Source organism: Algoriphagus kandeliae, from assembly GCF_004571135.1.
In the GTDB taxonomy this organism is placed as follows: Bacteria; Bacteroidota; Bacteroidia; order Cytophagales; family Cyclobacteriaceae; genus Algoriphagus; species Algoriphagus kandeliae.
In genome coordinates, this window is record NZ_SPSB01000002.1 from 573,846 (window position 1) to 586,381 (window position 12,536).

The 12,536-nt window shown below is 40.6% G+C and carries 11 protein-coding genes; 6 read left to right on the forward strand and 5 right to left on the reverse strand.

Features of this window, described 5'->3' with window-relative positions:
- The 4 genes from E4S40_RS07135 to E4S40_RS07150 are packed head-to-tail and all read right to left on the reverse strand — an operon-like array spanning position 1 to position 5,121.
- Positions 1–807: an ion transporter gene (locus tag E4S40_RS07135; protein WP_135072650.1), complete on the reverse strand. Its 807-nt coding sequence runs from the start codon at positions 805–807 to the stop codon at positions 1–3.
- A gap of 37 nt (positions 808–844) precedes the next feature.
- Complete coding sequence (locus tag E4S40_RS07140) at positions 845–3,304, reverse strand: bifunctional UDP-N-acetylmuramoyl-tripeptide:D-alanyl-D-alanine ligase/alanine racemase (protein ID WP_135072651.1); 2,460 nt, start codon at positions 3,302–3,304, stop codon at positions 845–847.
- Positions 3,297–4,370, reverse strand: coding sequence for a lysylphosphatidylglycerol synthase transmembrane domain-containing protein (locus E4S40_RS07145; RefSeq protein WP_135072652.1), 1,074 nt, complete (start codon positions 4,368–4,370; stop codon positions 3,297–3,299). The genes E4S40_RS07140 and E4S40_RS07145 overlap by 8 nt, the downstream gene beginning before the upstream one ends.
- 1 nt (position 4,371) lies before the next feature.
- Positions 4,372–5,121, reverse strand: a complete 750-nt coding sequence (locus tag E4S40_RS07150) for a segregation and condensation protein A (protein WP_135072653.1) — start codon at positions 5,119–5,121, stop codon at positions 4,372–4,374.
- A 173-nt stretch (positions 5,122–5,294) separates the two neighbouring features.
- Here E4S40_RS07150 and dxs point away from each other — a divergent pair, with 173 nt between their 5' ends.
- The 4 genes from dxs (at position 5,295) to E4S40_RS07170 (ending at position 9,516) form a co-directional block, all read left to right on the forward strand.
- A complete protein-coding gene (gene dxs, locus E4S40_RS07155) occupies positions 5,295–7,208 on the forward strand; it encodes a 1-deoxy-D-xylulose-5-phosphate synthase (protein ID WP_135072654.1) in 1,914 nt (637 codons plus the stop codon).
- A gap of 6 nt (positions 7,209–7,214) precedes the next feature.
- Entirely contained in the window at positions 7,215–7,979 is a 765-nt protein-coding gene (locus tag E4S40_RS07160; protein ID WP_135072655.1) for an alpha/beta fold hydrolase, read from the forward strand.
- A gap of 147 nt (positions 7,980–8,126) precedes the next feature.
- Positions 8,127–8,381: a hypothetical protein gene (locus E4S40_RS07165; protein WP_135072656.1), complete on the forward strand. Its 255-nt coding sequence runs from the start codon at positions 8,127–8,129 to the stop codon at positions 8,379–8,381.
- 514 nt (positions 8,382–8,895) lie between these two features.
- On the forward strand, positions 8,896–9,516 hold the full coding sequence (locus tag E4S40_RS07170; RefSeq protein WP_135072657.1) for a hypothetical protein: 621 nt from the start codon (positions 8,896–8,898) through the stop codon (positions 9,514–9,516).
- 1 nt (position 9,517) lies between these two features.
- Here E4S40_RS07170 and prmC read toward each other — a convergent pair whose 3' ends face one another.
- Positions 9,518–10,354 (reverse strand): peptide chain release factor N(5)-glutamine methyltransferase, encoded by an 837-nt coding sequence (gene prmC, locus E4S40_RS07175; RefSeq protein WP_135072658.1) that lies wholly within the window; start codon positions 10,352–10,354, stop codon positions 9,518–9,520.
- A 139-nt stretch (positions 10,355–10,493) separates the two neighbouring features.
- Here prmC and E4S40_RS07180 point away from each other — a divergent pair, with 139 nt between their 5' ends.
- Positions 10,494–11,291: a hypothetical protein gene (locus E4S40_RS07180; protein WP_135072659.1), complete on the forward strand. Its 798-nt coding sequence runs from the start codon at positions 10,494–10,496 to the stop codon at positions 11,289–11,291.
- A 57-nt stretch (positions 11,292–11,348) separates the two neighbouring features.
- A complete protein-coding gene (locus E4S40_RS07185) occupies positions 11,349–12,536 on the forward strand; it encodes an RsmB/NOP family class I SAM-dependent RNA methyltransferase (RefSeq protein ID WP_135072660.1) in 1,188 nt (395 codons plus the stop codon).

Genomic DNA, 12,536 nt, shown 5'->3' on the forward strand with positions numbered 1-12,536 from the left:
TTACAATTCCCCTCCACATTTCTTACAAAACTTATCGTCTACTCCAAGACCTTCTGCACCACAAGAGTGACAGGTTTTGGTGTTGATAAGATCGTGAGGATTTCGGCGTTTGGCCATTTCCGAACTCACGATTCCGGTAGGTACAGCAATGATCGCATATCCCAATAGCATGATTAAGGATGCAATAAATTGCCCTAGGGGAGTGGAAGGAGTAATGTCTCCAAAACCCACTGTAGTGAGCGTGACGATGGCCCAGTACATGCCGCGAGGTATTGAAGTAAAACCAGAAGAAGGCCCCTCGACCAAATACATGAGGGTTCCCATAATCAAAACCACTGTCAAAACAGTAAAGAGGAATATTTGAATCTTGGCCATACTGGCTTTCAAAGACTGACTAATAAAATCAGCTTCTGATAAATACCTCCCTAGTTTTAAGATTCTGACAACTCGCAGCAAACGAAGGGCTCGGACCACAGTTAAAAGCTGTACATCTGCCACGAAGAAGCTCAAATAAAAAGGTAAAATAGCCAGCAAATCTACTATTCCGTAAAAGCTCGTTACATACCGCAGCGTCTTGCCGGTCAACCAAACACGGAGAACATATTCAATGGTAAATAGAACCGTGAAAACAACCTCAAGAATATAAAATGTCGTTCCAAATCTGCTTCTTAATTCGGCGACTGAATCCAAAGTAGCCACGATGACCGAACCAAAAATCAAGACCAAAAGGACTACATCAAAGGTGCGAGAAGCCCAATCATTGTGGTCAAAGACAATTTCTGCAATTCTCTTTTTGGTGAGTTTCATGATGGAAGATAAAAAAAAGCACCCATCAACAAGCGATTTAATCTAGAAAATAGATACGCTTTACCCGGCTACTAATATGGGTCAGTAATTCGTAAGGAATGGTGCCGATTTCTTTTGCCAAGGGAGCCAAAGGGATTTCTGCTCCGTAAATGATAGCTTCGTCTCCAGCTTCTACTTCAATATCGCTGACATCCACCATAACCATGTCCATGCAAACATTTCCTATCACAGGAGCTTTTTTCCCATGAATGAGTACATAGCCTTTTCCATTGCTAAATCGGCGATCATAGCCATCTGCATAACCAATGGGAAGGGTTGCGATTTTTCCTCCCTTAGGGAGTTTCCCTCTTCTGGAATATCCAACAGTGGCTCCCGCAGGTAAGGTTTTAACCTGAGAAACTGTCGTTTTGAGTTGGCTTACAGGCAGGAGATCTGAGGAATAATTTCCGGTAACTTCCACTCCATAAAGACCAATTCCCAAACGAACCATATCAAACTGAAAGTCAGGGAAAGCTACTATCCCAGCAGAATTCAAGGCATGCAAGAGGGGTTTTTGAGGGAGTAATGGCAGAATTTCTTTTGTCATCTGCTCAAAATCCTGAAGCTGTTGAATGGTATAGTTGATTTCTTCTGATTCATCAGCAGCAGCAAGATGGGTGAAAATGGAAGTTATTTTGAGTTGCTGATTTTCATGAATAAGCTTTTTCAACTCTTCCAAATGTTGTTTTTCAAAACCCAAGCGATGCATCCCGGTATCAAGATCTAGATGGATTTTCATGGTTTCAGAATGAGTATTGGTCCAGTTGGCTAGATTTTCAAAAAACTCGGGACTAAAGACTACCGGTTCAAGCTGATATTCCAAAAAACTGGCAAAGGATTCCTCTGACGGATTCAAAACCATGATCGGAAGATGAATTCCTTGTTGGCGGAGGGCAACGCCTTCATCTGTGAAGGCAACTGCAAGATAATCTGCCCCCATAGTTTGAATGTGATTGGCGATTTCTGGAGCACCTCCCCCATAGGCAAATGCCTTGACCATCACCATCACTTTGGTTTCTTCTTTAAGAAGGCGTTTGTAAAAATTGAAATTATGGGTCAGCGCATTGAGATTGATCTCCAAGGTGGTTCCGTGGACACGCTGCTGAAGTTGCTGGACGACTTTTTCCAGTCCAAATGGCCGAGCCCCCGTGATCAGAATCAAATCATTCTCAAGTTGAAATTCTCTCAAGTGAGCTAGTAAATCCTCTGTTCGCTCCCAAGTGTAAAGATTTTGAACTCCTGATTCAGCTAATTGACTCAGTTCTGTCCCAACTCCCAGTATCAAGTCTAATTGGTGATTTTGGATTAGCTGAGCAGCTTCAGGATATATCCATTCTGGTTTTCCTTGTTGCAAAAAGTCGGATAAAATCAGGATTTTTCTTCTCTTTGGACGTTGCTGTTTCATGAAGTCCAAGGCAACCCGCAATCCAGCCAAGTCATGATTGTAGGTGTCATCGATCAGGATACAGTCCTTTAATCCCGCCTTCAAAGTCAATCGCATGTCAACAGGCCGGAGTTGGTCTAGGCCTTGTTGGATCTTTTGAGCCGAAAGTCCTAAAGTTAAAGCAGCTACGATAGCATGAATAATGTTCTCGAGCGATGCAGCATCCCGAAGTTGAGTGCGGAAAGTCAAAGTGGTCAAATCCTTTTTCATCAAAAGAATCCGGTTCTCCTCTTCTTTGAATTTGATTGCTCGAGTATAATCAGCACCTGGTTGATCGGACCAAGAGATCAGTTTTTCAGCTGGAAAAAGGTATTCTACTTCCTTTGAAACAATACCTTGATCTTTGCAATAAATTAGGAATTTGGAGTCCTGAAATAGACTGAGTTTTTCTCGGAGTTTGTTTAATCGATCTGAGAAACCCGCATCGTGAGCCGATCCAATATTGGTCAAAATACCCAAATCTGGCCGGATGATTCGCTCCAAACTTGCCATTTCTCCAGCTTTGGAGATGCCAGCTTCTAATATGGCAACTTGGTGAAACGATTTGATTTCAAAAACCGATAGGGGAACGCCAACTTGGGAGTTATAGCTCTTTGGGCTTTTTGCCACTGAAAATTCCTGACTGAGTAATTGACCCAACCATTCTTTTACGATGGTTTTTCCATTAGAACCAGTAATGCCGATGACAGGGCCTTCAAAGCGATTTCGAAGAGCTGCGGCTAAATCCTGCAGGGCAGCCCGAGGATCATCCACTTGAATAAAGTTTCCTCGCTCAAAAGTAGGAGAGTAGGTCGTAGGTATGATGAAATTCCTTACGCCTTTTTGAATCAGCTCCGGTATAAAATCCACACCATTTGCCTTTGCACCTTTCATGGCTACAAAAAGACAATTGGATGCAGAAAGAGTTTGGCGGGAATCGATAGCGACCTGATCGACTACCGACTCAGGGGAATCTGCTATCAGCTTTCCCTTACAGATTATGGCAACCTCTTGAATGGTCAATGCATTAATCATGGCTTATTTCGCCTGTCTTTTTCTTTTTGAAAAACACCTGTTTGATCCATCTCGGCAGAAATATCGCTCCCAAAATCAAGTAAGGATAATAGGAGAGAAGACGCCATAGAATGCTGGTCACAAAGGTGTATCCATCTAAAAATTGAGCAAAAAACTGTCCAAAAAAGAATTCGGCAGTTCCCGAACTTCCTGGAGTTGGAGAAATCATCATGACAATCCACATGATGACTTGTCGTGCAAAAACGATGACGTGATTTTCAAGGCTTAATGGGACAAAAGCAGAAATCAGGGCATTGAGCATTAGGTATCGGGAGCTCCAAATGAAAATGGTGGCCAAGATGATAGGAGTCCAGTAACTCCAGCTTTTACCACTGAGTTCTTTGGAAGCCTCAATGATTTGATTGCCATATTCTTGGGCATCATGCTTCCATTTTCGCAGCCATTTTAGTGAAAATATCTTGATCAAAACCCATTTGAAAACTCGGGGCCTATAAAATAGAGCGGCTGCCATTACTAAGCTGTAAATCGCATAAAGTCCATAGCTAATCCAGAAAATTGCCTGCAAACTATTCTCAAGTTGGCTTTCGAGTACCTGGCTTTCAGGGAAAATATTTCCCTTGGCGAAAAATAGAATAATGGGGGCTCCGATTACAAAGAAAAGATTGTCCAGAATGGCTGTCACCATCACAAAAGAAATCGCTCGGCCTAATTTGATTCCTTCCTTATTTAAAATAAAGATGGCGACGGCTGTTCCACCCACGACAGAAGGAGTCACGGCGGATGCAAATTCCCAGAGTATAATTACATAGATAGCTCTAGTCCAGCTAAGTTCTTGCTGGGTGATTTCCCGTATTCGATAGATATACCCGGCATCCCGAAAAATAATAACTAGGATCGCAAGAAAAACATAAGGAACAGAAGCATCAAAAACCCCTTTCAATGTTTGGGCATTGACATTGGGGTCTAGGTAAAACATGGCAAAGACAATCCCCAGACCGATCAAAATCGGAACCCAAACCTTATTGGGATTCAGTGTTTTGAAAATCTTCTTATTGTCCAGCTTCATATTAGGCTGCGGCGATAGGCTCAGTCTTTTCTACCCAAAAATTATTGTAGCCTTCCCCTATGACAATGGTAACCTGTGAAAGTTGCAGCAGCTCCAAAATGGCCAAGAAGGTATAAATCACAAAAATTTTGTCGGGTTTGTACTCGATAAATTCTGAAAAGGGAACCTGCTTTTTGAAGCTAATTTTTTCCAAAACGAAGTCTTTTTGTTGCTCGATGGTATAGGGATACTGGATAACAGTGTGTTTTGTTTCATCCCTGCGTGCAGCCATTTTAGCCATGCACTTTTGAAATACCTTGAGGAGTTTGTAGAGATCGACATTTTGAAGCTCTGCATCAACGTCATCGATCTTACTAAGGCTTTTTATTTCGGCTGCAATATTACCTCTTTTTTCTTTTGAAAGCCGTTCTGACTCAAGTGCAGCCAAATCCTGAATGACGGATTTATACTTTTTGTATTCGAGTAGATTGCGAATTAGTTCTTCCCGAGGATCTATTTCCTCTCCATGTTCATTCAATTCTGGACGAGGCAAAAGCATCCGGGACTTAATTTTCATCAGCGTGGCTGCAAAAAGAATAAATTCGCTTGCCACCTCAATTTCCATTTGCTCTAGGTGATGCAGGTAATCCAGAAAATCATTCGTGATTTTGGAAATTGGAATGTCATAAATATCCAATTCGTCCCGTTCAATGAAGAACAGCATCAAATCGAATGGTCCTTCGAAAAGCGGTAATTTGATTTCGAAACTCAAGGGATATTTAGATTATTGGTTAATTTTGCGAACTTATAGTCAAAGATATTCAATTAAAGTAAATTAATTGATTTGGTCGAGAAAGGGAGACTTGATTTTAGTTGCTATGCTAACTAAAAAACAATCGATTTCTAACCTAGTTTATCAATCTTGACCATCTAACATAACGCTTCATGTTGATTCAACCAGGAGAACTACTAGCCCAAATAGACAGCCCAGCTGACCTTAAAAAATTTCCTAAAGACAAGCTCGTCCAAATTTGTGATGAGTTGCGTCATTTCATTGTAGATAATGTATCGGTTTATGGTGGGCATTTTGGTGCGAGTTTAGGCGTTGTCGAATTGACAGTTGCTTTGCATTATGTGTTAAATACCCCTGAAGACGAGTTGGTTTGGGACGTAGGTCATCAAGCTTATGGTCATAAGATTTTAACAGGTCGTAGAGATCAATTCCACACAAATCGAATTTTTGGAGGAATCTCAGGTTTCCCAAAGCGTAAAGAAAGCGAGTATGATTCCTTCGGTGTTGGTCACTCCAGTACTTCCATTTCAGCGGCTTTAGGTATGGCAATGGCTTCCAAATATAAGGGAGTCAACAAACAACATATTGCAGTTATCGGTGATGGAGCTTTGACAGGAGGAATGGCTTTTGAAGCCATGAATCATGCAGGAGTTAGCGATAGCAATATCTTGATTATCCTGAATGACAATTGCATGGCTATCGACCCCAATGTCGGTGCATTAAAGGATTATTTGACAGATATCACTACTTCTCATACCTACAATAAGGTAAAGGATGAAGTATGGAAAATATTGGGCAAACTGAGCAAGTTTGGAACATCAGCCCAGGAAGTCATTTCAAAAGTGGAGGGTGCTATCAAATCAGCAGTGCTTCAGCAAAGCAACCTATTTGAATCTTTAAACCTGCGCTATTTCGGTCCGGTTGATGGGCATGATGTTAATCATTTGGTCGAAATCCTTCGTGACCTACGGGATATCCCGGGACCAAAAATTCTTCACTGTGTAACGGTGAAAGGAAAAGGTTATGAACCTGCTGAAAAGGGAAATCATACTACTTGGCATGCGCCCGGTACTTTTGATAAGGTAACTGGAGAAATTTTCAAAAAATCTCCATCCACACCACAGCCTCCAAAATATCAAGATGTTTTCGGTCATACTATTGTAGAATTGGCGGAGCAAGATGAGCGAATCATGGGGGTTACACCCGCCATGCCTTCCGGTTCTTCTCTCAATATTATGATGAAGGAAATGCCTGATCGAGCATTTGATGTGGGAATTGCTGAGCAGCATGCAGTGACACTGTCTGCAGGTATGGCTACTCAAGGTTTGAAGCCTTTCTGTAATATTTATTCCACCTTCATGCAGCGGGCATACGATCAGGTAATCCATGATGTTTGTCTTCAAAATCTCCCCGTTGTTTTCTGTTTAGACCGTGCTGGTTTTGCAGGAGCGGATGGTCCTACGCACCATGGAGCTTATGATATTGCATATTTCCGTTGTATCCCTAATCTTGTGGTGGCAGCGCCAATGAATGAGGAAGAACTCCGAAATATGATGTATTCCTCTCTAAGTCATGAAGGTCCTTATTCCATCCGTTACCCAAGAGGTAATGGTGTGATGCCTGATTGGAGAAAGCCATTCCAGCAAATTCCATTGGGACAAGGCCGAATCGTCAAGGAAGGTGAGGATGTTGCTGTTTTGACCATCGGACATATCGGAAACTATGCAGTTCAAGCCAGCGAAGAATTGGCTAAAGAGGGACTTAATCCTGCGCATTACGATATGCGATTTGTGAAGCCTCTGGATGAGGACTTACTGCATGAGATTTTTGGCAAATTTAAGAAAGTTGTCACCGTAGAGGATGGCTGTCTTATGGGAGGTTTTGGATCTGCAGTGGTCGAGTGGATGATTGATCATGGCTATTCAGCTCAAGTGAAGCGTTTGGGAATTCCAGATGAAATCATAGAGCATGGAGACCAACTGCAATTGCACAAGCTTTGTGGATTTGATCCTGCAGGAATTGCAGATGCAGTCCGCGCTCTCGCAGAAGTCGAAAAAGTCAGCTAAAATTTCATGTCTTCCATTCATTTTTTTGAAAAAGGCTCTGGTCAGCCTGTGGTTTTAATCCATGGGTTTTGTGAAATCGGAGCCATGTGGGAAGACTTTGCTCAGGAGTTATCTAAAGATTTTCGGGTTCTTTGTCCCGATTTACCCGGATTTGGAAAAACTCCCCTTCAAAAAGACCATATCACTTTAGAAGAGGTGGCTGTCCTTTTGGAGGAGTGGCTGGAAGAAAATTCTGTTGAAAATCCCATTTTAATTGGGCATTCTTTGGGAGGCTATGTGTCTTTAGCGATGCTTGAATTAATGGGAAGCCGACTCAAAGGAATCGGTTTATTTCATTCGACGGCCTTTGCGGATGATGAGGAGAAAAAGGCCATGCGGAATCGCACGATTCAGTTTTTGAAGAAGTTTGGAGCAGAAAAATTCGTCAACTCTTTTGTTCCGCCACTTTTTTCGGAGAAACACCGTATTGAATTTGCATCCGAAATCGAAAAGGCCACTGAACAGGCTGGGCAGTCTAGCTTGGAAGGATTGATTGCCTTTTCCGAAGCTATGCGTGACCGAAAAGATAGGTTTGAGGTTTTGAAGAATTTTCACGGTCCGAAGCTGATGATCGCAGGTACTGAAGATGGAGCGGTTAAAATCGAAGCAAGCCGGCAGCAAAAAGAAGCTTTTACAGACTATGTTGAATTGGTGGGAACAGGTCACATGGGAATGATAGAGGACAAGGAAAAGACGTTTGAGATCGTTCGGGATTTTTGTACGAGGATTTAGATATCATTTTTAGGCATTGTTACCTAAGAAGTGGGTTTTAAAAAAATATTAGGTAATATTTTCTTTTTAATTATAATTAATTTATCTTTTGGATAAGTTTTTGGTCAAAGCTTTTTAATTATTCTTAAACTTTTAAATTTTAAAATCATGAAAAATTTATTGAAAACAGCTTTTTCAGGGCTTTTCGCTTCAATTTTATTATCCCTGCCACTTCAATCATTTGCAGGTTGGGAGTTTAAATCAGTGGAAAGCATTGATAGGATGGATGGTAGGACTTATATAGTCACACATTGTGAAACTAAGATAGGTGATGACTGTACTACCCCAGGTAGTGCTACTCGTATGGATATAACTCCTGTAGTGGAGTTGTTAGAAGGTTATGGGTTAATTCGAAAGCTTTAAAATGGATTTGAAGCTTAATTTATATCAGGGATGTCTATTGACATCTCTGATTTTTTATTTCTTTTCTTGTTCAGAAAAAAAGGAAGAATTTTTTTACTCCGAATTCAAGAGTGTAGATAGTTTAGAGGTATTGTTACCACTTAATTATATTTCCCATACTTATTGGACAACCTATTCAAAAGGGGATCAATTTTACCTTATTGAGTATGGATTAAATTCCAATGGTGATTTATTGATTCACACGGTTGATTTTAGGAAAGGAAGTTATTTGGAACCTATTATAATCCCTCGAGAAGGGCCAATGGGATTTAATTCCACTGATGCCTCAGTCTACTTTCATTCTTTTGATTCAATTTTTGTCTTTCCTGCAAGTAAAGAGTCATTTTTTCTTTTTAATTCTAAAGCTAAGAAAGTTGATGAATTCGCTTATAATGGAGGCGATTTTGTGAGCTATTACCGCAGTGGCTTTTATTCTAATGCTGTATTTTTTGATCAGATTGTAGGGATCCCAACTGTGAGTGATATTCGCTATGATGATAAAGATTATTTCGAAAAAGAAATTCCTTTTCGATTATATGATTTAAAAAAGGAAGAATTTAATAGTACGTTTGAGTTTCCGGATTTTCTAAAAGAAAGTTTCTTGCCAAGTGAATTGACTGGTCCCATTTTAGAAAAAATGGGAAAAGATAGAATGATAGTTAATTATAGGTTTTCTGATTCACTTTATGTATTTAATTTTTCAGATAAAACTATTCAATCGATTTATTGTGGTTTAATAGGAAGAGATTCGGCGCCACTTCTAACCCGATATCCTAGTAGAACCCAAGAATTGGAATATAAAATAAAGGAGCCTGATTTTGAAAGTGTATTTTTTAGAAATGATAGGGTATACAGAGTTGTTTCACATTTGAAAGAAGAAAAATTTCGAGACTACACGGGTTTTGAAATTTTAGAGAAAAACCTTCGAGGAGTGACTCTAATTGAATTGGATATTGAAACAGAAGAACAGCACTTTTTTGACTTACCAATAGCTAAATATTTCGTCTTTGATGGTAAATACTTAATAGCAGGTGGTGTTTCTTCAAGGGAAGAAAACGGTGATATTTATAGGAAGTTTTATCGGTATACTTTTTAGCCTAATTCATGGAGGCCCTCACAATTCTATCCTTACCATTCAAGTCCTGAATTATTTCGGCTTTTGAATAACCCATTTCTAAAAGCAAGTCTTTTACTGCTTTTCCGAAGTTTTCATGGATTTCGAAATACAGTCTTCCCCCTGGTTTTATTGCTTTTTTTCCAGCTTCGGCAATTTTCCGATAGAATAAAAGCGGGTCTTCATTGGGTACAAAAAGTGCCAACCCAGGCTCAAAATCCACTACGTTGGTGTGCATACTGGATTTTTCATGTATGGGAATATAGGGAGGGTTAGATACCAAAATATCCAAACCCTCTATTGGAATTTCCTCTTTCAATATATCAGATTTGACGAACTGGACAGGGGCGTGAAGTTCTTGTGCGTTTTTATCTGCAATTTCTAATGCTGATTCGGAAATATCCGTAGCGAAGACTTCTGCATTTTTCATCTCCAAAGACAGAGTGATTGGAATGCAACCTGTTCCGGTGCCGATATCCAAAATCTTCAATCCGTTTTCTGGATTTTCCTTGATGATTAAATGAACCAATTCTTCTGTTTCATTTCGGGGTATCAAGGTGTCTTTCGTAACCAAAAATTCACGACCATAAAATGGCGCTTTCCCGATAATTTGTTGTATAGGTTCCCCCGTTTTCAATCGGGCAAAATCATCCAAAAGTGATTGAGGTAAGTCTTTTTCATCCAGAAAATGCATCATATCCACTCTCCGAAGCCCTAAATGATGTTCCAATAGCCATTCTACCAAATTTTGAGCTTCTTGGATTTCATAAAGCTCAAGTTCTTCGGCCCATTTTTTAACCAAGCTATTGTAATTGATCATGAGTAGCAAATTGGGTTTTCTCTGCGTAAAGGTAAGCACGAATACAGACTCCTATGAAATCGAGCCTGAATTATCCTTTTTTTGAGTTCATTAAAAATATTCTGCATTCCATTTGACAAAAAACTCAAACCAAAGACTCATGAAAAAAACTATCCTATTGCTCTTTTTTGCCCTTCTTCCACTATTGGTTTATTCTCAGGAGAAGCAGGCTTTGTTCTTCGAAATAGATGGGAATTATTGGGAAAAATCCTTAAGCTATCCCCAGCTTTTTGCCCCTGAAAAGGAGAGGTTTGGAGGTGCCCGGTTATTTTTTGGTTTACCCATGGGAGAAAAATGGTCAATTGGTTTGATGGGTAGTTATCAAGCATATTATGAAGCACAGGAAAACGGTTCCTACAATCGAGAGTTGTATGGACCAGAACCTGACGAAAATGGAAATCCAATCATTATCGGCACAAGCCGTGTAGAAATGCCCGTCGGTCTTCAAAATGATTTATTTGGTTTAGGTCTCTTTCTTCAGCGTAGGATTTCTCTCGGAAAAAGGACAACTCTTGCCTTCAATTTCTATGGAATTAGGGAATCAGGGAAAGGTCAATTGGAAATTTTTCCAGATTACTCCTATTTGTATTGGCCCTGTCCGAATTGCCTATCCATCGCTCCGGGACCAATTATCAGGGAAATGGAGGAGAAAAATTGGAAAGCAGGAATTGATATCTCATTTGCTTGGTCGCTCAATGATTGGATGGACTTAGGTATTCGCGCTAATTTTCTGGAATTCCGAAAGCGGACACTTTCTAATAATTCTGATATTGTCAATACGCTTGTTTACGATCCGCTTTGGGCTTTGGCGGATGGATATACGGGAGATCGCTATGATTTTGGCTCGGCTGTTTCAAGAGAGGGCGTTCGGATTTCTCTGACCCTCCGGCCCTTTTGATATTGGAATTAAGAAGACAAGGAAAGAAAGGCTACCTTTGTGTAGAATTTCTCACTAATGAAGCTACATAATAATACCATCCGCGGAGTGCATTCGGCGCTTGAAGCTATTTTCGAACAAGGACAATATGCCGATAAAGTAATAGAGCGTACCCTCAAGTCCAATCCAAAATGGGGAGCTCGGGACCGCTCTTTTATAGCCGAAACTACCTACGAGATGGTCCGCTGGTGGAGATTGATCAACTATCTCAGTCCTTCAGAGGATTATTGGGATCTTTTTGGGACTTATTGGTTGATGCAAGGAAATGAACTTCCCAACTGGGAGGAATTTTCAAAGATCAATCCTCAAAAAATCAAAGAAAAATACGAGAAGCTCGATAATCCTGCCATTCTGGAGTCTGTTCCGGATTGGTTATATCAGCTAGGTAAAAAAGAGTTGGGTGAAGAATGGGAGACCGAACTTCACAGTCTTAATGAAGAGGCGGAGGTTGTTTTGCGAGTGAATACCCTTAAAACTACCCGTGAGCGATTGAAGGCCCAGCTTATGGAAGAAGGGATTCGAACCTATCAGATCAAAGGATATCCAGATGCCTTGATTTTGGAGGAAAGACAAAATGTCTTCCGGTCTGCTGCCTTTAAAGCGGGGCTTTTTGAGGTACAAGATGCTTCCTCTCAATTGGTCGCTGCGGCCTTGGGGGTAGAACCCGGAATGCGTGTGATTGATGCATGCGCAGGTGCAGGGGGAAAAACCCTTCATCTAGCCGCCTTGATGGAAAATAAAGGCAAAATTCTTTCCATGGATTTGGAAGAATGGAAGCTTCAGCAAACCAAATTAAGAGCTCGAAGAAATGGGATTGATATCATTGAGAGAAAGGTGATAGAAGGTTCAAAAACCATCAAAAGACTAAAGGAATCCGCAGATCGATTATTGCTGGACGTGCCTTGTTCTGGCTTGGGAGTATTGCGAAGAAATCCTGATACCAAGTGGAAATTGAGTCCCGAGTCCATCCAGAAAGTGGAGGAAACCCAAGCGGAGATTTTGCAAACCTACCCTTCCATGGTAAAAAAGGGAGGGCAAATGGTTTATGCGACTTGTAGCATTCTTCCTTCAGAAAATGAAAAGCAGGTTCAGAAGTTTTTGGCTTCTGAAGCAGGTAAAGACTTTGAATTGATAGAAGAGAAAAAAGTATTCGCCCATCAAAGTGGATTTGATGGATTTTATATAGCCCGATTGCAAAAGAAATAA